This window comes from Streptomyces sp. SS8 (assembly GCF_054072955.1).
Window position 1 is genome coordinate 32,519 of the sequence record NZ_JBSVCZ010000015.1, and the last position, 23,991, is coordinate 56,509.

Below are 23,991 nucleotides of genomic sequence, written 5' to 3' on the forward strand. Positions count from 1 at the left end.
GTGCTACCCCTGGTGAAGAGGGACGAACTGAAGGCCGAGATGGACGCCGGGAAGACCGTCGTGGTCGACACGATGCCGGTGGCCTACTACGAACGCGAGCATCTGCCCGGCGCGGTGAACATCCCCGGGTTCCCCTACGAGGACGCGCAGCGGTTCACCGACGAACTCGCGCCCGCCGTACTGCCGGACCGCACCGTCCCCATAGTCGTGTACTGCGCGAACGTGCCGTGCCGCAACAGCGAACTCGTCGGCGTCCGGCTGGTGGAGCTCGGCTACACGGACGTGCGCAAGTACCGCGAGGGGATCGAGGACTGGGTCGCCCACGGCCTGCCCACGGAGACCTCCGCGGCCTGAGCGCCGGCCCGGGACCCGCCCTCCCCAACCAGGACCCCCGCACCGGGGCCCGTTCCCCCATCTGTGCGGCGGCTTCCCGTCGCCGTGCACGTCCCACCCTGCTCCACCCCACGAAAGGAGAAGGATCATGATCCGCAGACTGGCCGTCGCGGCGACCGCCGCCGCGCTGCTGTTCACGGGCGCGGCCGCGCAGGCCGCCGCGGCTCCCGCCGCCCCGGAGGCTACGGCGGCCCGGGCATCCGCCGACAGCGTCCCCAACGCCATCGACGTGACCCCGGCCAACTACGCCCAGCTCATGGAGTGGTCGTACACCAAGCCCGTGGTGCTCGACTTCACCGCTTCCTGGTGCTACTGGTGCCAGAAGCAGAAGCCGTACCTCCAGAAGTACAACGCCGAGGACGACGGCGCCTGGATCTGGGCGCGCGTCGACGTCGACCGCAACCCCGACCTGTCGCGCAGGTACGGAGTCCGCGGCATCCCGGCCCTGCTCAACATCCAAAGCGGCCGGGAGGCCGGCAGCCGCATGGTCGGCTACGACGGGCCGACCTCGCTGCGCGTCTGGCTGAACAACCTGTGACACCCCGCGTGCCGGCCGCCGCACCCCGGGCGGCCGGCACGCCCCCTCCCCTCCGGCGGCGCGGCGGACCCGCCCGCCCTCCCACCACCGCAAGCGATCCCACCGCGACCGTGAGCGAAAGGCCCGACCTCCATGAAGAAGCCCCTCCCGAGAGCCGCCCTGGCGGCGGCCGCCGCGGCAGGTGCGGCCCTGCCCCTCCTGTTCGCCGGCCCGGCGGCCTCCGTGGCCCCGGACCCGGCGAGCCGGTCCTCCTCCGCAGCCTCCACTTCCTCCCCGTCCTCCGCGCCGGCCGTCCACATCGTCCAGGTCCACGACACGGAGGCGACACGGGAGGCGGTCACCGAACGGGCCCGGCGGCTGACCGCCGACCACGGGGGCGAACTGCGCCGGGTGTACTACGCGGCCTCGCAGGCGTTCTCCGTCTCGCTGACCGAGGAGCAACTGGCCGGCTACTACAGGGACACCCGCGTCAGCTCCATCACCCCCGACCGCGTCTACCGGGTTGCCGGACGGCAGCACGGAGGTGCGGTGTCCGCCGCGGGCGGCGGCGTCCAGATATGGCCTCCCTCCTGGGGCCTGGACCGCATAGACCAGCGGGACCTGCCGCTGAACGGCGTCCATGCCTTCCACGGCACCGGAGCCGGAGCGCACGTGTACGTCGTCGACACCGGAGTCCGCACCGGCCACGGGGAGTTCGCGGGCCGGGCGCGCGGCGCGTACGACGCGATCACCCTGGGGCCCGGCGGCGGCGGCGACTGCCACGGACACGGCACCGCGACGGCGGCCATCGCGGCCGGACGGTGGACCGGTGTCGCCAAGGGCGCCACGGTGGAGTCGGTGCGCGCCCTCGGCTGCGACGGCACCGGGACGATGGAGCACATCATGTCCGCCGTCGACTGGATCACCGCCAATGCCCGGCGGCCCGCGGTGGTCAATCTGGGCTTCTCCGGCGAGCCCGGATCGGTGCTCGACCTCCAGCTCTACGAGATGACGCGGAAGGGGATCGCGTACACCGCCGCCGCCGGAAACGGCGACGGGGCCGGAAACGGGATCGAGTCCTGCGAGACCACCCCGGGCCGGCAGACCACCGCCATCACCGTGGCCGCCACCGACCGCGACGACAGCCGTCCCGCCTGGTCCAACCACGGCTACTGCGTACACCTGTTCGCGCCCGGAACCGGCATCACCACGGCCGGCTCCCGGGGTGACCGCCACTACACCGGACTCTCCGGCACCTCCGCCGCCGCCGCCCATGTGACCGGCGCCGCGGCGGTCCACCTGGCCGAGCACCCCGGGGCGACACCCGAGGAGCTGGACGAGGCGCTCGCCGACGCCGCGACCGAGGACCGGGTGCGCGACGCGGGACCGGACTCCCGCAACCTGCTGCTGTACACGGGCCGGCCCGTGCACACGCACGGACGGGGCGACCGGTGAGCGGCGGGATCCGGGAGGTCGTCGTCATCGGCTCCGGCCCCGCCGGCTACACCGCGGCCCTCTACACCGCCCGCGCCGCGCTGCGCCCGCTGGTCTTCTGCGGCCGCGCCCTCATCGGCGGCTCGCTGGCCACCACCACCGAGGTGGAGAACTACCCGGGCTTCCCCGAGGGAGTGCAGGGACCGGACCTGATGGACGCCATGCGCGCACAGGCCGGACGGTTCGGCGCCGAGCTGGTCGACGAGGACGTCACCGCCGTCGACCTGGCGGGGGAGGTCAAGCAGATCACCGACGGCGCGGGCCGGCGGCACTGGGCGCGGACGGTGATCGTCGCCACCGGGTCGGGCTACCGCAAACTCGGCCTGGAGCGCGAGGACGAGCTGTCCGGACGGGGGGTGTCCTGGTGCGCCACCTGCGACGGATTCTTCTTCCGCGGCCACGACGTCGCCGTGGTCGGCGGCGGCGACACCGCCCTGGAGGAGGCCACCTTCCTGAGCCGGTACGCCCGCTCGGTCACCGTCGTCCACCGCCGCGGCACCCTGCGCGCCTCCAAGGCGATGCAGCGGCGGGCCTTCGCCGACCCCAAGATCGCCTTCGCCTTCGAAAGGGAGGTGACGGCCCTGCACGGCGACACCGGCCTGACCGGCGTCACACTGCGGGACACGGTCACCGGGGCCACGGAGGAGACGGCGGTGACGGGGCTGTTCGTCGCGATCGGCCACGATCCGCGCAGCGAGCTGTTCACCGGGCAACTCGCCCTCGACGAGGCCGGTTACGTGCTGGTGGACGCCCCGTCCACCCGTACCGGAGTGCCGGGGGTGTTCGCGGCCGGCGACGTGGTCGACCACACCTACCGCCAAGCCGTCACGGCGGCCGGCAGCGGATGCGCGGCCGCCCTGGACGCCGAGCGGTACCTGGCGGCGCTCCACGACGAGATCGCCGGCCGCGCCCGGCAGCGGTCCGGGACGACCGCCGTGCCCTGAGACGGCGTCCCGTGCCCGTGACCGGGCGCGGGGCGATTCCGGCCGGGGGCCGCGCGCGCTAAAATCCCCGGCCCAGTGCGCGGGAGGCGGGGGCGCACACCGCCCCCGCCTCCCCCCTCCCCGCAGCGCCCAGGAGGCCCGGTGGACGACGGCGAGACACCGAAGCGCACACCCCCGTCCCGCGCGCCGGAGCCGTGGGCCGAGTTCGGCGGCAGGCTGCGCCACTGGCGGCGGAGTCTGGGACTGACGCAGGCCCAGCTCGGCGCCCGGGTCGGCTACGACCACAGCGCGATCAGCAAACTGGAGAGCGGCGTACGCCAGCCGCTGCCCCCACTGGTGCGCCGCCTGGACGAGGTTCTGGGAGCGGGCGGGGAACTGGTGGCCGTCTGGACGGCGGTGGCCGAGGCGCGCTCCTGCGCCCCGGCCGCCGGTGTGCTCCGGGCGGCCCCGCTGCCCGGGGAGGGCGCGGCGCGCGGCGCCGGACTGGCGGTGCCGGAGGGGCTGGTGTGGCCCTCGCGCCTGCCCGGCTACGCCATGACGTGCCCGCTGCACGGCGGGGAGGGCTGCGCGGTGCCGCCCCTAGAGGAGGCGTCCGCGCTCTACGGCGCCTTCCGTGCCTCCGGATCCCCGCCGGGCGCCGGCGCCGACACCGTGCACGTCCTGGCCGGCCTGCTGGCGGTGTACGAGCGGGCCGGCGACGAGCGGCCCTCGCCCGCACTGGCCGCGGAGGTCGAGCACACCCTGCACGCGATCGTGCGGCGGCTGGAGACGGCCGGCTGCCGGGAACCGGCCCGGCGGGCACTGCTCCGCCTCGCCGCGGCCCACGCGGAACTCGCGGGCGAGCTGCGGATGCTGCACGGTCAGAACGGGCTGGCGATGGCCTGGTTCGACAAGGGGGTCCGCTGGGCGACCGCATGCGGGGACAGCGCGATGCGGGTTGCCCTGCTCATCGACATGAGCACGCTGGCGAAGCTGGAGAACGACGCCCCCTCGGCGCTGGCCTACGCGCGTGCGATCAGGGAGGCGGCCCCCGGCCGCCACTGGGCGGCCACCATGGCCCATCTGTGCGAGGCCCGTGGCCACACGCTCGGCGGCGACATACGGCAGTGCCTGCGGCACATCGCCCTCGCCCGGGACGGCCTGGACCACTTCGGGGAGCGGGACGAGGCGGAGGTGCCCTGGCTGGCGACCTTCCCCGGGCCGGTGCGGGTGGAGTCCGGCGCCGCCGGGGCGCTGCGCGACATCGCCGCCATGACCTCGGACAGGTCGGTCGCCCGTCTCGCCGTCGAGGCGGCGCGGACGTCGCTGGACCACCTGGGACCGCGTACGCGCCCCACGCGGCTGCTGTTCACACTGCGGCTGGCCGACGGACACGCCTGTGCCGGAGACCTCGAGGCCGCGATGGCCGTGGCCGGGCCGGTACTGGCGGAGGCCTCCGCCGAGTCCAGCGTGATGGTCGGCCGGGAACTGCGGGGGCTGCGGGACAGGCTGGCGGCCCGGTGGAGCGGCCGGCCCGAGGTGGACGATCTGATCGCCCGTCTCGCGGACGGCCCCCCGTGACGGCGGGCGGGCAGGCGAACGGTCCGGGGGGCGGCCCGGGGAGGCGCGGCCGACCCTGCGGTCACCGGCCGGTGGTGACGCCAGGGCGCCTGCCGTCCGTCCGCCCGCCGGCCCGTGTCGCCCCGCCCGGCCTCAGCTCACCTCCGCCCGCGCCTCCCCGGAGCTCTGGGCGACGACGCCGCCCCGGCGCGGGGCGCCCAGCACCCCGGCGGCCAGGACGAGGACGGCGGTGGCGGCGGTGACCAGGGCGAACGAGGCCCGTAGCGAGACCAGTTCGGCGAGGAGGCCGATGACGGTCGGCGCGGCCAGTCCGGTGGTGTAGGTGATGGTGGCGACACCGGCGATGGCCTGCCCGGGAGCCGGACCGCTGTGCCCGGCGGCGGCGAAGGCCAGCGGCACCACCACGGCGATCCCGACGCCCAGCAGGGCGAACCCGGCGACGCCCGCCACCGGGCCGGGCGCGGTCACCACCAGCGCGCCGCCCGCGGTGGCCAGAACGCCGCTGATCCGCACCGTGCGCACCGGGCCGATGCGGCGCACGGCGGCGTCCCCGGCCAGGCGGGCGGCGGCCATGGTGCAGGCGAACGCGGTGTAGCTCGCGGCCGCGACCGTCGCCGACGCGCCGGTGACGTCCCGGAGGTAGACGCCGGACCAGTCCATCGAAGCGCCCTCGGCGAGCACCGCGCACATGCCCACCGCGCCGATCAGCAGGGCCGAACGCGGCGGCAGCGCGAAGCGCGGCGGCGCCTCCTGCCCCGGCGCGGGGCGTACGTCCAGCAGTCCGCGGCAGGCCGCCGGAACGGCCGCGGTCAGGACGGCGGCTGCCAGCGCGAGGTGGATCCGGGCGTCCATACCGAGGTGGACGGCGCCCACGCCGGCGGCCGAGCCCAGCAGCGCGCCCACACTCCACATGCCGTGCAGCCCGGACATGATCGAGCGGCCGTAGCGCTGTTCCACCTCCACCCCCTGGGCGTTCATGGCCACATCCGCCATTCCGGCGGCGGCGCCCAGGAGGAGGAACGCGGCGCAGAGCACGGCCAGGTGGGGCGAGAGGGCGGGCAGGGCGAGACAGGCGCACCACAGGGCGAGCAGGGCGCGTACGGCCGCCCGTCCGCCGTAGCGGTGCACGATGCGCCCGGCCAGCGGCATGGCGAGCGAGGCGCCGATCGCGGGGAAGGCCAGAGCCAGTCCCAACTGACCATTGCTCAGATCGAGTTGGTCCCGGAGCCAGGGGATGCGGGTGGTGAAACCGCCGGAGACCGCGCCGTGCAGGGCGAAGACCAGGGCGACCGAGCGGCGGGCCCGGCCGATGGGGGAGGAGGGCATGCGCGTAAACTATCAGGAAGGCTTCCTGAATGAAAAAGGAAATCTGCGAGGATTCCCGCATGACCACGCTCCCATCGGCCGGGCCCGCCGCCCCCACCCCTTCGGCCCGCCCCGCGCGCACCGCCTCGCCCCGCACGGCCCGCGCCATCAACGACCGGATCGCGCTGGAACTGCTGGTGGAGCACGGCCCCCTGACGGCCGGCCGGCTCAAGGAGCTGACCGGGCTGTCCCGCCCCAGCGTCGCCGACCTGCTGCGGCGCCTGGCCGAGGACGGGCTGGTCCGGGACGCCGGCGAGGCGGGGGAGAGCCGCCGCGGACCCAACGCCCGGCTGTACGGCCTCGTCGCCGACCGCGCCCACGTCGCGGCCGTCGACGTCCGCACCACAGGCGTCTCCTTCGCCCTGGCCGACCTCGCCGGCGGCGCGGCGGGCGGTGCGGAACTGCCCATGGAGGGCGCCGGGGACGGCGGGGGCGGTACGGGCAGCGGGGACGGCCCCGTGGAGCGGACGGTGACCGCCCTGCGGGAGGCACTGCGCGAGGCGGGCGTCACCACGCTGCACACCGTCACCGTCGGCGCCCCCGGCATGATCGACCCGGCCACCGGAGCCCTCGGCCGCAGCAGCACGCTGCCGGCCTGGCACGCCCGCGTTCCGGCCGCGATCCGCGAACGGCTCGGCGTACCGGTGGTGCTGGAGAACGAGGTGAACCTCGCGGGCATCGCCGAGCACCGCCTCGGCGCGGCGCGCGGCCGCGACACCTTCGTCCTGCTCTGGCTGGGGCACGGGGTGGGGGCCGCCGTGATCCTGGACGGCGCACTGCGCCGCGGCGCCTCCGGCGGCACCGGCGAGGTCGGTTTCCTGCCGGTGCCCGGCACCGCCGGACCGCCGTCGGCGACGGTCTGCGACGGCGGATTCCACTCCCTGGCCGGCGCCGCGGCGGTGTGCGCGCTGGCGCGCGGGCACGGCCTGCGGCCGCCGCGGCACGCCACCGGGGACGGAGTCCGCGCAGCGGAGGCGGTGGTCCGCGCCGCGGTGGCGGGCGGGGCGGGAGCCGGCGCCGAGGCGTTCCTGGAGGCGCTGGCCGAACGGATCGCGGTCGGCGCCGCCGCCGTCGCCTCGGTCCTCGACCCCGGCTGCGTGGTACTCGGCGGCGAGGTGGGACGGGCCGGGGGAGGGCCACTGGCGGAACGGGTGGCCGGCCGCCTGGCCGGGATGTCCCCGCTGGCCACCGAGGTGCTGTGCGGCACGGTCGAGGGCAGCCCGGTGCTCGGCGGCGGCCTGGTGACGGCCCTGGACGCGGCGCGGCGGACCGGCCGGCCCGCTGAACGGGCGGGCCCCGCCTGCCGCTGTGAGCCGTCCCACAGGGCCTCTCTGGTGCCGCTCGAGCCGGACGTGGCACACTGGCCGCGTACCAACGTCAAGCGCACTCCGGGGTCGGTGAAATTCCGAACCGGCGGTTACAGTCCGCGACCCGGCCGCTGCCAGCGGCCGGTTGACCAGGTGAAATTCCTGGACCGACGGTCAAAGTCCGGATGGGAGGCAGTGCGCGGCGGGCCGCGAGACGGCCGGTACGCCGCCGCAGGCGGATCCTCGGGCGCCCCGCCGGGCCCGGAGAATCCGGCCCGCGCCCCGGCGTCCCGTCCATCCCGCGAGACCGCTCGTTTCCCGTACCGCCCCGGAGTCCGTGCCCGAAGAGGCAGGAGGACCCGGTGGCCACCGAAGCCGCAGCGCCCACCGCGCGGGAGCGCGAACGAGAGGCCATGCGCCGCGCCGTCGCCCTCTCCGCCCGGGGCCTCGGCTCCACAAGCCCCAACCCCGTCGTCGGCTGCGTCGTCCTCGACGCCGCAGGGCACGTCGCCGGCGAGGGCTGGCACCGGCGCGCCGGCGGCCCCCACGCCGAGGTCCACGCCCTCGCCGAGGCCGGCGAGGCGGCCCGCGGCGGCACAGCCGTCGTCACCCTGGAGCCCTGCGACCACACCGGCCGCACCGGACCGTGCAGCCGAGCCCTGATCGACGCCGGCATCACCCGGGTGGTCTATGCCGTCGCCGACCCCACCCCCGACGCCCGCGGCGGCGCGGGGACCCTGGCCGCCGCCGGGATCGACACCGAGAGCGGCCTCCTGGCCGAGGAGGCCGCCGAGGTCAACGCCCCCTGGCTGACCTCGGTGCGCCTGGGCCGCCCGTACGTGCGCTGGAAGTACGCCGCCACCCTCGACGGCCGTACCGCCGCGGCCGACGGCACCAGCCGCTGGATCACCTCCGGCGCCGCCCGCGCCGACGTCCACCGGTTGCGCGCCGAGGCCGACGCCGTGCTCGTCGGCTCCGGCACCGCCCGCGCCGACGACCCCCACCTCGCGGTGCGCGGCGTCCCCGGCGCCGTCCAGCCGCTGCGCGTCGTCGCCGACACCGAGGCCCGCGCCGTCCGGCCCGGCGCCCGTGTCCTGGACGGCGCCGCCCCCACCCTGATCGCCGTCGCCGACGACCTGCCGGACACCGCCACCGCCCACCTCGACGGACACGCCGAAGTGGTACGGCTGCCGCGCGCCGCCGGAACGGGCGGACCCTCCGGGCACGGCGGCGGGCACGGCGGCGGCCTGGACGTCGCCGCGCTGCTCACGGCCCTCCACGACCGCGGTGTGCGGTCCGTCCTGCTGGAGGGCGGTGCCACCCTGGCCGGTGCCTTCGTCGCGGCCCGCGCCGTGGACCGGGTCACCGCCTACCTCGCCCCCGCCCTCCTGGGCGCCGGGCCCGCCGCCCTCGCCGACGCCGGAATCGCCACCATCGCCGATGCGTTGCGCCTGAGGGTGACCGCGGTCGAGCGGATCGGGCCCGATCTGCGCGTCGACGCCGCACCGGCCCCGCCCGCCGAACCCGCCTCCGTCCCCGCCGTCCACATGTCCAAGGAGTCCTGAGTGTTCACCGGAATCGTCGAAGAGCTGGGCGAGGTCGTCGCCGTCGAGAAGCTGGAGGACAGCTCCCGCTTCCGGCTGCGGGGCCCACTGGTGACCGAGGGGGCAGGGCACGGCGACTCGATCGCGGTCAACGGCGTCTGCCTGACCGTCGTGGACACCGCCGACGGCGAGTTCACCGCCGACGTCATGGCCGAGACCCTCAAGCGCTCCGGCCTCGGCGCCCTGTCCGCCGGCGACCGCGTCAACCTGGAGCGCCCCATGACGCTGGGCGGACGGCTGGGCGGCCACATCGTCCAGGGCCATGTGGACGGCACCGGCACCATCACCGAGCGCGTCCCCGGCGAGAACTGGGAGATCGTCAGGATCGCCGCCCCGGACGGACTCACCCGCTACATCGTCGAGAAGGGCTCGATCACCGTGGACGGTGTCAGCCTCACCGTCGTCGAGGCGGGCGAGGCGGACTTCACCGTCAGTCTCATCCCCACCACCCTCGCCCTGACCACCCTGGGCGTGAAGGGCGTCGGCGACCCGGTCAACCTGGAGGTCGACGTCCTGGCCAAGTACGTCGAGCGGCTGCTCGGCCACCGCGCCGCAGCCGGAACCGCCGGCACCGCCGAGCCCGCCGAGGCCCTGCGATGAGCGCGCTGGAGTGGCTCGACGGGACCCTCAACGGCACCGCCTTCGAGGCGTTCGGCCAGAGCGTGAAGTGGTCCGACATGGTCGGCAACGTCATGGGCCTGATCGCCCTCGCCCTCGGCTGGCGCCGCTCCATCTGGACCTGGCCCGCGCAGTTCCTGGCCGGGCTCATCCTGATCGCCGCTTACGCCTCCGCCCAGCTCTCGGGCGGGGTCGGCAAGCAGCTGCTGGTCATCGGCGTCGCCGTGTGGGGCTGGTACCAGTGGCGGCGCGGCGCCTCGGCTTCCGCGGAGGAGCGCGGCAGCGCCGACGGCAGGATCACCGTACGGTTCGCCACCTGGCGCGAACGCGGATGGCTGCTGGCCGGGACGGCCGCCGGCACCCTCGCCGTCGGCGGACTGTTCACCCTCTACCCGCAGCTTTCCTGGAGCCCGTGGGCCGACGCCTACATCTTCGTCGGCACCCTGGCGGCGATGGTCGCCCAGGCCCGCGGCTGGGTGGAGTTCTGGTTCGCCTGGCTGCTGGTGGACCTGGTCGGCGTCCCGCTCGCCTTCGGCAGCGGCCTGGCCTTCTCCGGCCTGGTCTACGTCATCTACTTCGTCCTCGTCCTGTGGGGCCTGCGCGACTGGTGGCTGCGCTCCCGAGCGAAGGCGGCGAACGACCCCGCTCTGGAAGGAGCCCCGGCATGACCGTGCTGCACACCTGGAACCCGCGCGCCGCCGACCCCGCGGCAGCGGCCGACGCGTTCGGCGGCGAGGCCGCCGACGTTCTGGAGCTGGACCCGGTCGAGCGCGCGATCGCCGACATCGCCGCCGGACGCCCGGTGGTCGTCGTCGACGACGAGGACCGCGAGAACGAGGGCGACCTCATCGTCGCGGCCGAGCTGATCACGCCCGAGATCGTCGCCTTCATGATGAGCGAGTGCCGCGGCCTGATCTGCACTCCGATGGAGGCCTGCGAGCTGGAGCGGCTGGAGCTGCCGCAGATGGTCGGCGAGAACACCGAGTCGATGGGCACCGCCTTCACCGTCTCCGTGGACGCCTCCGCCGCCCACGGTGTGACCACCGGCATCTCCGCCGCCGACCGCGCCACCACCATCCGGCTGCTGGCCGACCCGGACCGCGAGGCCGGCGACTTCGTACGCCCCGGCCACGTCTTCCCGCTGCGCGCCCGCCCCGGCGGCGTGCTGGAGCGCCCCGGCCACACCGAGGCCGGGGTCGACCTCGCCAGGCTGGCCGGACTGCGCCCCGCCGCCGCCATCGTGGAGATCGCCGGCGAGGACGGCACCATGCTGCGCCTGCCCGAGCTGGTGCCCTTCGCCCGCAAGCACGGCCTGGCGATCGTCTCCATCGAGGCGCTGATCGCCTACCGCCGCTCCCGCGAGCGGGCCGCTCCCTCCGTTCCCGCGCCCGCCGCCGCCCCCGTGCCCACCCCCGCCACCCCCGCCGTCCGCCGCGAGGCCGTCACCTCCCTGCCCACCGCCCACGGTGACTTCCGCGCCCACGGCTACCGCTCCACCGCCGACGGCGTGGAGCACATCGCCCTGGTCGCCGGGGACGTCGAGGGCGCCGAGAACGTACTGGTGCGGGTGCACTCCGAGTGCCTGACCGGCGACGTGTTCGGCTCGCTGCGCTGCGACTGCGGCCCCCAGCTCCAGGACTCCCTGCGCCGCGTGGCCGCCGAGGGCCGCGGCGTGGTGGTCTACCTGCGCGGACACGAGGGCCGGGGCATCGGCCTGCTGTCCAAGCTGCGCGCCTACCAGCTCCAGGAGGCGGGTCGAGACACCCTCGACGCCAACCTGGAGCTCGGCCTGCCCGCCGACGCCCGCGACTACGCCGCCGCCGCGCAGATGCTCACCGACCTCGGCGTGCGCTCCCTGCGGCTGATGACCAACAACCCCGACAAGACCGGTGCCCTCGCCCGGTACGGTCTGCGCGTCACCGGCCGCGAGCCGATGCCCGTCCAGGCGGGCGAGCACAACCTGCGCTACCTGCGCACCAAGCGGGACCGCATGGGCCATGACCTGCCCTGGCTGGAGGGGGAGCCGGTCCCCGTCTGCGGCGGCCAGTGACACCGGCCCCGCCGCAACACCCCACCCGCACATCCCCACCTGTACACCCACCCACCCACCGAACGACCCGTCGACGAGGAGCAACGTGAGCGGCAAGGGCGCCCCCGAACTGACCGTCAAGAACTGCGGCGACCTGCGCGTGGCGGTGATCGCCGCGCAGTGGCACGAGAAGGTGATGGGCGGCCTGCTCGACGGTGCGCTGCGCGCCCTGGGCGAGCTGGGCATCGACGAGCCCACCGTGCTGCGCGTCCCCGGCAGCTTCGAGCTGCCCGTCGCGGCCAAGGTGCTGGCCGCCCGCGGCTACGACGCGGTCGTCGCCCTCGGCGTCGTCATCCGCGGCGGCACCCCGCACTTCGACTACGTCTGCCAAGGCGTCACCACCGGCCTCACCCAGGTCTCCGTGGAGACCGGCGTACCCGTCGGTTTCGGCGTGCTGACCTGCGACACCGAGGAGCAGGCCCTGGACCGCGCCGGGCTGGAGGGCTCCAGCGAGGACAAGGGCCACGAGGCGGTCACCGCCGCCGTCGCCACGGCCGCCGTCCTGCGCACCGTCGCCGAACCCTGGCGGTGAACGGGCCCGCGACCGGCGTAGGGTAGGGGGCACCATGGCGAACAAGACATTCGAGGAGCTCTTCGGCGAGCTCCAGCAGAAGGCCGCCACCGGCGACCCCGCCACCTCCCGCACCGCCGAACTGGTGGCCGCGGGCGTCCACACCATCGGCAAGAAGGTCGTCGAGGAGGCCGCCGAGGTGTGGATGGCCGCGGAGCACGAGGGAGCCGAGCGCACCGCCGAGGAGATCTCCCAACTGCTGTACCACCTTCAGGTGATGATGGTCGCCCGGGGCATCGGCCTCGACGACGTATACGCTCACCTGTAGGAAACGCCCCGGATCCCCCCGGCGCCGTCACCGCCGACCGCGCCCCGCCCGTACTCCGCACCACTCCACCCGCACGACCCCACTCCGCGCCGCCCGCACCAGCCCGAAGAAGCGAAGGAAGACCACCCCATGCTGCGCATCGCCGTCCCCAACAAGGGTTCACTGTCCGAGCCTGCGTCGGCGATGCTCCATGAGGCCGGCTACAAGCAGCGCAAGGACCGCCGCGAGCTGGTCCTGGTGGACAGCGACAACGAGGTCGAGTTCTTCTTCCTCCGCCCCCGTGACATCGCCGTCTACGTGGGCTCCGGCAAGCTCGACATCGGCATCACCGGCCGCGACCTGCTGCTGGACTCCGGGGCCGCCGCCGAGGAGATCCTCCAGCTCGGCTTCGCCGGCTCCACCTTCCGCTACGCCACCCGCCCCGGCACGGCGGGCGACGTCGGCGACTTCGGCGGCATGACCATCGCCACCTCCTTCCCCGGCCTGGTCGCCAAGCACCTGGCCGACAACGGGGTGGACGCCTCCGTCGTCCGCCTCGACGGCGCGGTGGAGACCGCCATCCAGCTCGGCGTCGCCGAGATCATCGCCGACGTCGTCGAGACCGGCACCACGCTGCGCAACGCCGGACTGGAGATCATCGGCGAACCCATCCTGGAGTCCGAGGCAGTCGTCATCCGGCGCACCGGAGCCCCCGCCGACGACCCCAAGGTGCGGCAGTTCCTCCGCCGCATGCAGGGCGTCCTGGTGGCCCGGCGCTACGTGATGATGGACTACGACATCCGCGCCGAGAAGGTCGAGCAGGCCGTGGCCCTCACCCCGGGTCTGGAGTCGCCCACCATCTCGCCGCTGCACCACGAGGGCTGGGTCGCGGTCCGCTCCATGGTGCCCGCCGGGGAGGCCCAGCGGATCATGGACGACCTGTACGACCTGGGCGCCCGCGCGATCCTCACCACCGGCATCCACGCCTGCCGACTCTGAGGCCGCCGGCACCCACCGAGGCATCGAGACGACCAAGCACCGACCCATCGAAAGAGCGACGCACGTGCCCGCCCCCGCCCCCGAGCCCGGCACAGACCCCGGCTCCGGCCCCGGACTGCCGGTGACCTTCCGGCCCGCCCGCACCCGCATCGTCCTGCTGTCGGTCGGTGTCGCGATCCTGGCCACCCTCACCACGGTCGCGGTGATGCTGGAGAGCCTCGGCCCGGGGGAGCGGGCCTCCTTCGTCCTCACCGGCCTGCTGTTCCTCGGCGTCCTCGCCCTGCTCAGCCGTCCGAAGGTGGTCGCGCAGGAGAGCGGCGTCACGGTCGTCAACCTCACCACCGTCCGTCACCTGGAGTGGGCGGAGATCATCAAGGTGAACCTCCGCCCCGGCGACCCATGGGTCCTGCTCGACCTCGCCGACGGCACGACCCTGCCCGCCATGGGCATCCAGCCCGGCGTCGCGAAACAGCAGGCCATCCGGGACGCGAAGGCGCTGCGCGCGCTGGCCGAGCACCACGGCGCGGGGCCGTCCTCCGGCTGACCCGCCGGACCGCCGGACCGCCGACCCGCCGACCCGCCGACCCGCCGACCCGTCGGACCGGACCGGCCCCGCGTCCCGCACCGCCTCGCTTCGCAGCGGAGGTCAGGCGAACGAGGGCGGCTCGCGCCGGGGCCCCTCGGGGCCCCGGCCGGACAGCACCTCACCGTAGGCCTGCATCAGATCCGGCAGCCGCAGCGTCGCCAGCTCCTCCCGGGAGAGGGTGCCCGGACAGTCCGACAGCCGCAGATCGCGGTAGGCACAGGACTTCTCGTACAGGGTTCGCAGGAAGCGGCCGTTGCCCAGCTCGTCGATCCAGCCCTGGCCCACCACATGGCCGCTGATGCTGCGCAGCTCCTCCAGCGCCTCCTCGTCCCACACATCGCCGTTCTCGGCCGCCAGCACCTCGCCGATGGCCGTCAGTTCCGGCGGGCGGTAGCTGGGGAAGTCCACCCGGGTGGTGAAACGCGAGCCCAGGCCCGGGTTGGCGGCCAGCAGCCGGTCCATGCCCTCCGGATAGCCCGCCAGGATCACCACCAGCCGGTCCCGGTTGTCCTCGGCGCGCTTGAGCAGCACCTGAAGCGCCTCGTCGCCGTACGCGTCGCCCTTGCCGTAACCGGTGTTGGACAGGCTGTACGCCTCGTCCACGAAGAGCACCCCGCCCAGCGCGGAGTCGATCAGCTCGTTCGCCTTGACCGCCGTCTGGCCCAGGTACTCGCCCACCAGATCGGAGCGCTGCGCCTCCACCAGATGGTCGCCGCCCAGCAGGCCCAGCGCGCAGAAGACCCGCCCCAGGATCCGCGCCACCGTCGTCTTCCCCGTCCCCGAGGGACCGGAGAAGACGAAGTGCCGCTTGGGCGGCTGGACGGGCAGCCCCTGCTCGGCGCGGAGCCGCGCCATGTGCAGCTGCGCCGACAGCGCCCGCACCTGGCGCTTGACCGGCTCCAGGCCGACCATGCGCTCCAGCTCCCCCATCGCGCGGGCCAGCAGCACCGGATCGGACGGCCCCGCCGGGAAGCGCCCGGCCGTCCCCCGGCGGCCGGAGGACCGCTCCCGGGCCCGGTCCGTCTCCACCGGCACGGGCCCGCTCACACCGCCGCCCGCGGCGCTCCCGCCGACCAGGCCTCCGGCGGCCGGGTCGGCGAGGTCCGCACCGTCGGCGGGCCACCCGCCACCGGCCGGCGGATCATCCGGAAGACCGCCGAACGGCACGTCCCCCGCCCCGCCGGCACCGTCCACGACCGTCACGGCCGCCGCCTCCGCCACCTCCGGCGCGTCGTCCAGCCCGTCGCCCTCGGCGATGGCGGTGAGCCGGGCGGCGGTGTCCATGAACGCCGGGTCCACCCGGTACACCGCCCGGTACAGCGGCAGCGCCGCCGCACTGCGCCCGGTGCCCTCCCGGGCCCGGGCCAGCCAGTAGCGCAGCTCCTTGCGCTGCGGCTGCTCGCTGCGGCAGCGCATCAGGGCGGCGGCCAGCAGCGGCTCGGCCTGCCCGTACATCTCCAGCCGCACCCGGGCCATGCCCGCGAACAGGCTCGCCTCCACGCCCAGCAGCGGATCGCCCACCAGCGGCTCGGTGTGCCGGACCAGCAGCTCCCAGTCCTTGGTGAGATAGGCGCGGCAGGCGTGCAGGAACCGCACCTGCGGGTCGGCCTCCACCGGCGGGCACTCGGCCAGCGCCCGGTCCAGATCCGCCACACGCCGGCCGTCCAGCCAGTGCGAGGCGTGCGCCAGCAGCAGGTCGCGCTCGGTCTCCAGCACCGGCTGCACCCACCAGCCCAGCCAGTACCAGGAGTTGAGGGCGCGGTCGTGCCGGGCGCGCTGCTCGCCGAAGCGGTGGCGGTGCTCGTGCATCCGCAGCAGCGCGGTGGCGGTGTCCACCCGCAGGGCGTGCAGCCCGAGCCAGGCGTCGGCCATGCCCGGGTCGATGCGCACGGCGGCGCGGAACTCCTCCTCGGCGTGGGTGTAGGAGCCCACGGTGTACGCGTCGACGCCGCGCAGCCAGGCGAGATCGGCGGGGGCCTGCGGACCGTGGACGTCCTGCGTGCCGTAGTCCCTCACATCCCCCACGAAACGTCCCCCGAAGGTATGCGCCGGGTGGTCACCCGACGGCGGCGGTGGTTCTCAACGGCGTTCAACGACCATGCTGTGAAAGGGAGTTGCCGCAGGCAGCAGGGCAGGGCCCAAGCCGTCCGCGGCCTTTGGCATGGTACCCGCGCCCCGGTTTCGGGCGTAGACGGCGTATGAGCGGGCACGGGGCGGTCCGGGGGCGAGGCGGCCGGGCGCCGGCGAGCCGGTGGCAGGGGTTCGGTGACGGACGGTGAGAACGCGCCTGGGCCCTCCGGGCGGGACCCTGACAGGCACCGGGCAGGACGAAGCCCCCGATCACGGGGGAACAACCGGGGGCTTCGTGTGGGAACGGCCTGTGCAGGCCGTTCAGGGAGAACGTAGAACCGGGGACCGGGGCCGGTCAAGCCGGTGCGGGAAGGAACATACGGCCCGGTACGGCCGGAGCGCGCAGCGCTGATACAGCGTCACCCACCGTGGTCCCCGGCGGACTTGTCCCGCCCGCCCCGCGGCCCCGGGAGCACCAGATATCCCCGCGCGCACCGCCGTACCAGGAGGTCGGCGTGGGGGAGGGTGGGATCGGCGGCGAAGTGCCGGTCCTCCGCGCGCTCCCAGCCGTCCCAGAAGCCCGCGAGCTCCGGCCCGTCCCTGCGCCGCCCCCGGGCCCAGGCCTCCTCGCGCGGCACCTCCAGCCACACGACACAGGCCAGCCGGGGGCGCAGGGCGCTACGGCCCGCGCCGACCCCCTCCACCAGCACCACCGGCGCGGGCGGCAGCATACGCGCCCCGCCGAACACCCGGCGCTCCCAGTCGTACACCTCGTACCGGGCCGGCTCCCCGCGCGAGAGGGGGGCGGCCACCTGCTCAAGAAAACGGCCGGTCCACCCGAACAGGGCGTCATGGCTCGCCAGATCGTCCAGATGGAGCACCGGCGCCCCGTCCAGCCGAGCCGCCAGGTGCCCGGCCAGCGTGCTCTTGCCCGACCCGGCGTGCCCGTCGACCGCCACCAGCCGCACCGGCCCGCACGACGGCGGCAGGGCGCGCAGCCGCCGGGCGAGGCCTGCCAGGCCGAGCGGTCCGGCCGGACTGTTCGAACCGTCCGGACCGGCCGGATCGGAGCGGGCACCGGGAATCACCGTCCCAGCCTACGGCCGGCCCGACAACGCCACTGGCCGAGACCAATGTTTTCGGGTGTATGGGGGCCCGCAGCACTGGCCCCGGAGATACGGCGGCGGGAAGATGTGGACACTCCGCGGTGCGTCCGCGGCGCCACCGCCGCCGCCGCCGTATCGGCGCAGCACCCACGCGCGACTCCGCACGCGCACCGACTCACGGAAGGACCGGGGTACCCACCGCCATGACCGACAGCAGACCGGCCACCCGCCGCACCGTACTCGCCGCCGCCGTCGCCACCGCCGCAGCGGCCGTCGCCTCCCAGACCGCCCTCTCCCCGGCCGCCGCCTCCCCGCTCCCGGCCTCCCCTTCAGCCCCCGGCGCGGGCCGGGGCGGTACGGAGAGCGGCCCTCGGTCCGGCTCCACGGTGGACTACCGCGCCTGGACCTCCGGCGCCGACTGGCGCTCCGGCGCCGGGCGGGGCACCCGCGTGGCGGCCGGCCGCCGCCCCGGCATCGCCATCGCCGCCCCCGCGGGCACCGCCGACTACACCGACCCGCACACCGGGCGAACCGCCGCCTGGGAGTACGCGGTGTGGACCTCGCCCGTCCACCGCCTGCCGGTGCCCGTGAGCGAACTCGTCGCCTCCTGGAACGCCCACACCCCGGCCGGCACCTGGATCCGGATCGAGATGCGGGGCACCTACACCGACGGCACCGACACCCCCTGGTACACCCTGGGCGTCTGGGCCGCCGGCGACGAGGACATCCGCCGCACCTCCGTGGACGACCAGGGCGACGGCAAATCCAGCATCTGGACCGACACCTTCGCCGTCGACGACACCTCCACCGGTCTGCGCCTGGCCTCCTACCGGCTGCGCGCCACCCTCCACCGTGCCCTGGGCACCGACGCGACCCCGGTGGTCTGGCGTCTGGGCGCCATGGGCTCCGACGTCCCCGCCCGCTTCGAGGTCCCGGCCTCCGCGCCGGGCGTGGCCGCAGGCGTCGAACTGGACGTCCCGCGCTACTCGCAGAACACCCACATCGGCCAGTACCCGGAGTACGACAACGGCGGCGAGGCGTGGTGCAGCCCGACCTCCTCGCAGATGATCATCGAGTACTGGGGCCGCAGGCCCACCGCCGAGGACCTGTCCTGGGTCAACCCCGACTACGCCGACCCCCAGGTCTGCCACGCCGCCCGCTTCACCTACGACTACCAGTACTCCGGCTGCGGCAACTGGCCGTTCAACACCGCCTACGCGGCCACCTACCGCGACATGCAGGGCATCGTCACCCGCCTGGACTCCCTCGCGGACGCCGAACTCCTGATCCGCGCCGGCATCCCCCTGATCACCTCCCAGTCCTTCATGGCCTCCGAACTCGACGGCGCGGGCTACGGCACCGCGGGCCACCTGATGACCGTCATCGGCTTCACGGAGGACGGCGACGTCATCGCCAACGACCCGGCCAGCGACAGCAACGAGGCCGTCCGCCGTGTCTACAAGCGCCGGCAGTTCGAGAACATCTGGCTGCGCACCAAGCGCTACGACGCGAACGGCCGGGTCAGAAGCGGTACGGGAGGCATCTGCTACATCCTCTTCCCGGCGAAGCCCTCCCCGGCGCAGCGCCGCGCCCTACGGAGCCTCGGTATCCGCTGACCCGGCGCCCTGGCAGTCCGCCGTGACCTTGATGGACCGGTGCCCCATCCACCGCGACGCTTCGTGCGGGGGAGCGCTGATCCTCAGGGGCGCGGCGGACTTTTCATGTCTCAAGCCGTGAGGTTGTACTTCCAGGCGCAGCGCGCCTGAGACCTGTCACGACCAGCACGGCGCGTGACGCACGTCACGTAGCCCTCTGTGTTCGGTGTCTCATTGAGAGCTAGATGTCCGCTTGGTGGGGCTGGTCGGTCCGTGGTGGAGCGTTTACGGTCTCCTCCGGACCTTTACGTGATCTTCATGTCTTCTCTGGGGGGTCGGGGGATGTTTCGTCGTGCCCGCACGCGCGGCTTCGGTGGCCCGGTGGCCATCGCACTGGGGGCTGTGCTGGTCGCGGGGCTGACACCCGGCCTCGCCGAGGAGGCGTCGGCTCAGCCCCGGCCGCAGCGCGTGCTCACCGAGGACGGGGATCCGAAGCAGCCGTCGGCGTTCTCCGAGGATGAGGCGCTGGCGGAGGCGAAACGTTCCGGTGAGAGCGTGGAAGTGCTGTCGCTGCGCGGTGAGAGCAGCGACGTCTACGCCACTCCGGACGGGCAGTTGGAGGCGCGCGAGTATCTGCGTCCGGTCCGCACCCGGGTAAAGGGGGAGTGGCAGCCGGTCGACACCGGTCTGGCCGCGACCTCCGACGGGGCGGTGGCGCCGAAGGCGACCACGGTGGGGATGGAGTTCTCCGGCGGCGGCGACGCCCCGCTGGTGCGGATGGAGAAGGCCGGACGCGAGCTGGCCCTGACCTGGCCGGGGGAGCTCCCGGAGCCGCGGCTGGACGGTGACACGGCCACCTATCCGGAGGTCCTGCCCGGGGTGGACCTGCGCATGGGGGCCCAGGAGGACGGCTTCACCCAGCTGCTGGTGGTCAAGTCGGCGCAGGCGGCCGCCAGCCCCGAGCTGGCCGAGCTGCGCCTGAGCCTGGCGGCCGACGGAATGGACGTCCGCGAGACCGCCCAGGGCGGACTGGAGGCGATCGACGACGGCGCCAAGGGCGTGGTCTTCGAGGCGCCGACACCGCTGATGTGGGACTCCAGCGCTGGTGGGACCGGTGAGGAGGCGGCGCAGAAGGCCCCGGCCCAGGAGACAGCCGCCAAAACCGGGGAGGCCGACGGTGAGCCCGGCGCGGGCGAGTCGGGCAAGCTGGCACCGCTGGACGTGGAGGTCCCCGAGGACGGGAGCGAGCTGGTCCTCACCCCCGACCAGGAGGTGCTGCGAGGAGCGGACACGGTCTACCCGGTGTTCATCGACCCGCAGTGGTACTCGCCGCGCGCCTCGGCGTGGACGATGGTGTCGAAGTACTGGGCCTCCTCGCCGCAGTGGAAGTTCAACGGCGAGTCGGATGCCGGTATGGGCTACTGCGGCTGGAACTACTGCAAGCCGTATGACACCAAGCGGCTGTTCTACCGGATACCGGTCTCCAAGTTCGCGGGCAAGTCGATCCTGTCGGCGGAGTTCGTCGTCCGCAACGTCCACTCGGCGTCGTGTACGGCGCGCGGAGTGCAGCTGTGGCGCACCAAGGGCATCTCCTCCTCCACGACCTGGAACACTCAGAACAACTCCGACTTCTGGATCGACCACCTCAAGACGGAGTCCTTCGCTCACGGCCACGACGGTTGCGCGGCCAAGGACGCCGAGTTCAACGTGAAGTCAGCAGTCCAGCAGGCCGCGAACGGCAAGTGGTCGACGATGACGTTCGGACTGCAGGCCTCCAGCGAGACCGACCGCTACGGATGGAAGCGGTTCTCGGACAAGGCGTTCCTGCGGGTGAAGTACAACCGTCCGCCTTACCAGCTGAAGATGTCGCAGCTGACGATGCAGTATGGCGGCACCTGCAAGCGGCCGGCGGACGCGGCACGGGTGCGCACCCTGGGCACGATCCGTGCCAGCGATGTCACCGACCCCGACGGCGACAACGTCGCGGTGCAGTTCCAGGCCAAGTGGGACGCCGGGGACGGCAAGGGCCTGATCGCGCGGTGGAAACCGTCGCTGTCCACTTACAAGAAGTCCGGCTCCAGCTTCTCCATCAAACTGCCGACGACGATTCCGGAGAACACGCAGATTCACTGGTACGCGCGGGTGCGGGACACGGACTCGACCGGGTACGGGAACTACTCGCCGTGGTCCTACGCGGGCGACCCGACCGGCTGCTACTTCGTCTACGACACCAGTGTGCCCAAGGCCCCGGCGGTCTCCTCGGCTGAGTATCCGGCCTCGGACCCGGAGAACCCGGACGACCCCTGGTACGACGGGGTGGGCCAGTACGGCACCTTCACGGTGGACTCGTCCTCGACGGATGTGACCCGCTACCGGTACGGCATCAATGGTGATCCCGTGGCAGCGAACCAGATCAGCACCTCCGGTGGAGGGGCGAAGGTCTTCAGGATGCTGCCGGCGAAGCCGGGGCTGAACTTCGTCACCGCTCAGGCGTTCGACGCGGCGGGCAACGGGTCGGAGATCCGCACCTACCAGTTCCGGGTCAAGGCCGGGCAGCCCGAGCGGGCCACCTGGCAGATGGACGAGGAGGCCGGCGCCACCCAGGCCGAAGGCTCCACCCCGGCCCGCACCGCGACCCTGCACGGCGGCGCCACCCCCGGGGCGGCGGGCAAGAAGGGCACCGCCGTGGAGTTCGACGGCACCGACGACTACGCGGCCACCGGCATCCCGGTGGTCGACACCAGCCGCGGATTCGCCGTCTCCGCCTGGGTCAAGCTCGCCGCGATGCCCAGCCGTGCGGCGGTCATCGCCGCCCAGCCGGGCAACCACCGCCCCGGATTCGAGCTGTACTACTCCCAGGCCTATGACCGGTGGGTGTTCAACCAGTACGCCGCCGACCAGGCCGGCGCGGGCATCGTCCGCGCGATGGCCGACACCCCCGGCGGGGTGAGCGCCGGCACCTGGACCCACCTGGTGGGCTCCTACGACTCCGCCCGGGACATGCTGGAACTGTTCGTCGACGGCACCCTGGTCGGCCAGACCCCGTACGCCACCCCGTGGAACGCCCGCCGCGGCCTGAGCATCGGAGCCGGCTCCTACAGCGGCGTCATGGGCAACTTCTTCCCCGGCGCCATCGACGACCTCCAACTCTTCGACAAGCCGCTCACCGCCAACGAGGTCGGCAAGCTCGGCGCCCACCAGCAGGTCGGCGACCCCGGACGCCCCGCCCTGGCGGTCTTCCCCCTCGACGAGGAGGCGGACGCCACCGAGATCACCGGGCACGGCGATGTGCTGCCCGCCCGCTTCCACGGTGGCGTCACCCCCGGCGAGCCCGGCGTGGCGGGCAAGGCCGCCCACTTCAACGGCACCGACGCCTACGCCAGGATCGGGCAGACCAGCGGCCCGCACGTGAACACCGCACGCAGCTTCACCATCTCCGCCTGGGCCAAACTGGACGACAAGCCCGACCGTGCGGCGATCATCGCCGCCCAGGCGGGCCGGGCACGCCCCGGCTTCGAGCTGTACTACTCGGCCGCCAACGACCGGTGGGCGGTCAACCAGTACGCCTCCGACAGCGCGGGTTCCGGCCTCATCCGCGCCATGCAGCCGGAGGGCACCACCGCCCACGCCGGGCAGTGGACCCACCTGGCCGGCGTCCACGACACCGTCGCCGACACCCTGACCCTGTACGTCAACGGCGCCAAGGCCGGATCCACCACACTGGAAGGCGCCTTCTACGCCAACCAGTCCATGTACCTCGGCGCCGGCTCCTACAGCGGCGTCATGGGCAACTTCTTCCCCGGCGCCATCGACGACGTCCGCCTCTTCGACCGCCCCGCCTCGGCAGCCGAGGTCCAGCAGCTGTTCAAGCAGCGCCCGCTGGTCAAGGGCCGCTGGAACTTCGAGTCCACCGACGGGACCTCCCCGGTCACCACCCCGGACTCCTCCCCGGAGGGCCGCCCCATGACCCTCCACGGCGGCGCGACCGGCGGCATGGATTCATGGATCGACTTCGGCTCCCTGGAACTGGACGGTGTGGACGACTACGCCGCCACCGACGTTGTGCCGGTGGACACCAGCGCCAGCTTCACCGCGACGGCCTGGGCCAAGGCCGCCGCGATCCCCGAGGCCCCGGTGACCCTGCTCAGTGCGGAAGGCTCTGGCCCTCGGGGAGTATCGGAACGGAATCTAGCGGTAGAGCCTGATCACTCAGTGGGCGTCGCAGGACCAGGCAGTTCAGCGGCTGGGGCCTCGGCGAGTGCGAGGCGGCCGCCCTTCAGTTCGGGCACGTAGTTGTAGATCGTGTTTCTGGAGACGCCGAGGAGCTTCGCGATCGAGGTGACGGTGTTCTCCGGGCGGGCGAGCAGGTCCCGGGCGTGACGTACCTGCTCGTCGGTCATCGCCGGCGGGCGGCCGAGTCGGACACCTCGGGCGCGGGCGGCGTCCAGGCCCTCGTTAGTGCCCTGGACAATGAGTTCGCGGATGAACTCCGCCAGGGCCGCGAAGACGTGGAAGACCAGGCGCCCGCCGGGCGTGGTGGTGTCGAGCGCCTCGTGCAGCGAGGTGAAGCCGATGCCGCGCTTGCGCAGGCCGGACACGATGGCGATGAGGTCCTGGATAGAACGGCCGAGCCGGTCCAGCGACGGGACGACGAGCGTGTCGCCCTCGCGCAGATAGTCGAGGGCCTTCCACAGCTCCTCACGTTCGGCGTTCTTGCCGGACTTCTTGTCAGCGAAGATCCGGATGCACCCTGCTTCGGTGAGTGCATGGATCTGCCGGTCGAGCAACTGCCCCTTGGTGGACACTCGTGCGTATCCCACGAGGCTGCCGGTCCGTATGGCCGGAACGGGGGCGAGGAGATCGGCGGTGTCATCGTCCTGGGGTGGCTGCACCCGCCAGATTGTACAGAAAACGGTGCTCCCCGAG

The 23,991-nt window shown here is 73.7% G+C and carries 19 protein-coding genes, 1 pseudogene and 1 riboswitch; of the genes and pseudogenes, 16 read left to right on the plus strand and 4 right to left on the minus strand.

The features are described from left to right. From ACW69E_RS16055 to ACW69E_RS16075, 5 genes are all read left to right on the plus strand, one after another. The gene (locus ACW69E_RS16055; RefSeq protein WP_457498936.1) at positions 1-354 is read left to right on the plus strand and encodes a rhodanese-like domain-containing protein; all 354 of its coding nucleotides are present in this window, start codon (positions 1-3) and stop codon (positions 352-354) included. Between the two features lie 127 nt (positions 355-481). After that, on the plus strand, positions 482-931 hold the full coding sequence (locus ACW69E_RS16060) for a thioredoxin family protein (protein ID WP_457498937.1): 450 nt from the start codon (positions 482-484) through the stop codon (positions 929-931). A 132-nt stretch (positions 932-1,063) separates the two neighbouring features. Beyond that, complete coding sequence (locus tag ACW69E_RS16065) at positions 1,064-2,365, plus strand: S8 family serine peptidase (RefSeq protein WP_457498938.1); 1,302 nt, start codon at positions 1,064-1,066, stop codon at positions 2,363-2,365. Next, on the plus strand, positions 2,362-3,348 hold the full coding sequence (gene trxB, locus ACW69E_RS16070; RefSeq protein ID WP_457498939.1) for a thioredoxin-disulfide reductase: 987 nt from the start codon (positions 2,362-2,364) through the stop codon (positions 3,346-3,348). The genes ACW69E_RS16065 and trxB overlap by 4 nt, the downstream gene beginning before the upstream one ends. 141 nt (positions 3,349-3,489) lie before the next feature. Then, positions 3,490-4,908, plus strand: a complete 1,419-nt coding sequence (locus ACW69E_RS16075; protein ID WP_457498940.1) for a helix-turn-helix domain-containing protein — start codon at positions 3,490-3,492, stop codon at positions 4,906-4,908. Positions 4,909-5,040: 132 nt separating this feature from the next. Here ACW69E_RS16075 and ACW69E_RS16080 read toward each other — a convergent pair whose 3' ends face one another. Then, positions 5,041-6,234, minus strand: a complete 1,194-nt coding sequence (locus tag ACW69E_RS16080; RefSeq protein ID WP_457498941.1) for an MFS transporter — start codon at positions 6,232-6,234, stop codon at positions 5,041-5,043. Between the two features lie 59 nt (positions 6,235-6,293). On the opposite strand from ACW69E_RS16080, the pseudogene ACW69E_RS16085 reads away from it, so the two are divergent. The 9 genes and pseudogenes from ACW69E_RS16085 to ACW69E_RS16125 all read left to right on the plus strand — a co-directional run. Next, positions 6,294-7,538: pseudogene (locus tag ACW69E_RS16085) on the plus strand (ROK family transcriptional regulator); the annotation flags it as partial. 114 nt (positions 7,539-7,652) lie between these two features. Beyond that, a riboswitch (FMN riboswitch) is annotated at positions 7,653-7,783 on the plus strand. A 210-nt stretch (positions 7,784-7,993) separates the two neighbouring features. Continuing rightward, positions 7,994-9,145 (plus strand): bifunctional diaminohydroxyphosphoribosylaminopyrimidine deaminase/5-amino-6-(5-phosphoribosylamino)uracil reductase RibD, encoded by a 1,152-nt coding sequence (gene ribD, locus ACW69E_RS16090; protein WP_457499024.1) that lies wholly within the window; start codon positions 7,994-7,996, stop codon positions 9,143-9,145. Beyond that, on the plus strand, positions 9,146-9,784 hold the full coding sequence (locus ACW69E_RS16095; protein WP_457498942.1) for a riboflavin synthase: 639 nt from the start codon (positions 9,146-9,148) through the stop codon (positions 9,782-9,784). After that, positions 9,781-10,470 (plus strand): nicotinamide mononucleotide transporter family protein, encoded by a 690-nt coding sequence (locus ACW69E_RS16100; protein ID WP_457498943.1) that lies wholly within the window; start codon positions 9,781-9,783, stop codon positions 10,468-10,470. Before ACW69E_RS16095 ends, ACW69E_RS16100 begins: the two co-directional genes overlap by 4 nt. Next, positions 10,467-11,852 (plus strand): bifunctional 3,4-dihydroxy-2-butanone-4-phosphate synthase/GTP cyclohydrolase II, encoded by a 1,386-nt coding sequence (locus ACW69E_RS16105; RefSeq protein ID WP_457498944.1) that lies wholly within the window; start codon positions 10,467-10,469, stop codon positions 11,850-11,852. The genes ACW69E_RS16100 and ACW69E_RS16105 overlap by 4 nt, the downstream gene beginning before the upstream one ends. 85 nt (positions 11,853-11,937) lie before the next feature. Beyond that, positions 11,938-12,423: a 6,7-dimethyl-8-ribityllumazine synthase gene (ribH, locus tag ACW69E_RS16110; RefSeq protein ID WP_101256059.1), complete on the plus strand. Its 486-nt coding sequence runs from the start codon at positions 11,938-11,940 to the stop codon at positions 12,421-12,423. 34 nt (positions 12,424-12,457) lie between these two features. Beyond that, the gene (locus tag ACW69E_RS16115; RefSeq protein ID WP_093656614.1) at positions 12,458-12,730 is read left to right on the plus strand and encodes a phosphoribosyl-ATP diphosphatase; all 273 of its coding nucleotides are present in this window, start codon (positions 12,458-12,460) and stop codon (positions 12,728-12,730) included. A gap of 129 nt (positions 12,731-12,859) precedes the next feature. After that, positions 12,860-13,708 carry an ATP phosphoribosyltransferase gene (gene hisG / locus ACW69E_RS16120; RefSeq protein ID WP_279949543.1) on the plus strand — a complete coding sequence of 283 codons (849 nt, stop codon included), beginning with the start codon at positions 12,860-12,862 and terminating at the stop codon, positions 13,706-13,708. A 64-nt stretch (positions 13,709-13,772) separates the two neighbouring features. After that, positions 13,773-14,252 (plus strand): PH domain-containing protein, encoded by a 480-nt coding sequence (locus tag ACW69E_RS16125; RefSeq protein ID WP_457498945.1) that lies wholly within the window; start codon positions 13,773-13,775, stop codon positions 14,250-14,252. Positions 14,253-14,354: 102 nt separating this feature from the next. Here the strand turns inward: ACW69E_RS16125 and ACW69E_RS16130 are convergent, their stop codons facing one another. Together ACW69E_RS16130 and ACW69E_RS16135 are read right to left on the minus strand one after the other, a co-directional pair. Next, on the minus strand, positions 14,355-16,319 hold the full coding sequence (locus ACW69E_RS16130; RefSeq protein ID WP_457498946.1) for an AAA family ATPase: 1,965 nt from the start codon (positions 16,317-16,319) through the stop codon (positions 14,355-14,357). Between the two features lie 464 nt (positions 16,320-16,783). After that, positions 16,784-17,383, minus strand: coding sequence for a uridine kinase family protein (locus tag ACW69E_RS16135; RefSeq protein WP_457499025.1), 600 nt, complete (start codon positions 17,381-17,383; stop codon positions 16,784-16,786). 290 nt (positions 17,384-17,673) lie between these two features. Here ACW69E_RS16135 and ACW69E_RS16140 point away from each other — a divergent pair, with 290 nt between their 5' ends. Next, positions 17,674-19,086 carry a peptidase C39 family protein gene (locus tag ACW69E_RS16140; protein WP_457498947.1) on the plus strand — a complete coding sequence of 471 codons (1,413 nt, stop codon included), beginning with the start codon at positions 17,674-17,676 and terminating at the stop codon, positions 19,084-19,086. A 297-nt stretch (positions 19,087-19,383) separates the two neighbouring features. Continuing rightward, positions 19,384-23,358: a LamG-like jellyroll fold domain-containing protein gene (locus tag ACW69E_RS16145; RefSeq protein WP_457498948.1), complete on the plus strand. Its 3,975-nt coding sequence runs from the start codon at positions 19,384-19,386 to the stop codon at positions 23,356-23,358. Here ACW69E_RS16145 and ACW69E_RS16150 read toward each other — a convergent pair. Then, positions 23,271-23,957 carry a recombinase family protein gene (locus ACW69E_RS16150; RefSeq protein ID WP_457498949.1) on the minus strand — a complete coding sequence of 229 codons (687 nt, stop codon included), beginning with the start codon at positions 23,955-23,957 and terminating at the stop codon, positions 23,271-23,273. The two genes, ACW69E_RS16145 and ACW69E_RS16150, sit on opposite strands and share 88 nt — an antisense overlap. Positions 23,958-23,991 lie beyond the last annotated feature (34 nt).

Bases quoted from the DNA above. Each gene is read 5' to 3' on its own strand.
- hisG (WP_279949543.1), top strand. From the start codon at position 12,860: ATGCTGCGCATCGCCGTCCCCAACAAGGGTTCACTGTCCGAGCCTGCG.
- ACW69E_RS16060 (WP_457498937.1), top strand. From the start codon at position 482: ATGATCCGCAGACTGGCCGTCGCGGCGACCGCCGCCGCGCTGCTGTTC.
- ACW69E_RS16100 (WP_457498943.1), top strand. From the start codon at position 9,781: ATGAGCGCGCTGGAGTGGCTCGACGGGACCCTCAACGGCACCGCCTTC.
- ACW69E_RS16105 (WP_457498944.1), top strand. From the start codon at position 10,467: ATGACCGTGCTGCACACCTGGAACCCGCGCGCCGCCGACCCCGCGGCA.
- ACW69E_RS16065 (WP_457498938.1), top strand. From the start codon at position 1,064: ATGAAGAAGCCCCTCCCGAGAGCCGCCCTGGCGGCGGCCGCCGCGGCA.
- ACW69E_RS16115 (WP_093656614.1), top strand. From the start codon at position 12,458: ATGGCGAACAAGACATTCGAGGAGCTCTTCGGCGAGCTCCAGCAGAAG.
- ribD (WP_457499024.1), top strand. From the start codon at position 7,994: ATGCGCCGCGCCGTCGCCCTCTCCGCCCGGGGCCTCGGCTCCACAAGC.
- ACW69E_RS16140 (WP_457498947.1), top strand. From the start codon at position 17,674: ATGACCGACAGCAGACCGGCCACCCGCCGCACCGTACTCGCCGCCGCC.
- ACW69E_RS16080 (WP_457498941.1), bottom strand. From the start codon at position 6,234: ATGCCCTCCTCCCCCATCGGCCGGGCCCGCCGCTCGGTCGCCCTGGTC.
- ACW69E_RS16145 (WP_457498948.1), top strand. From the start codon at position 19,384: ATGTCTTCTCTGGGGGGTCGGGGGATGTTTCGTCGTGCCCGCACGCGC.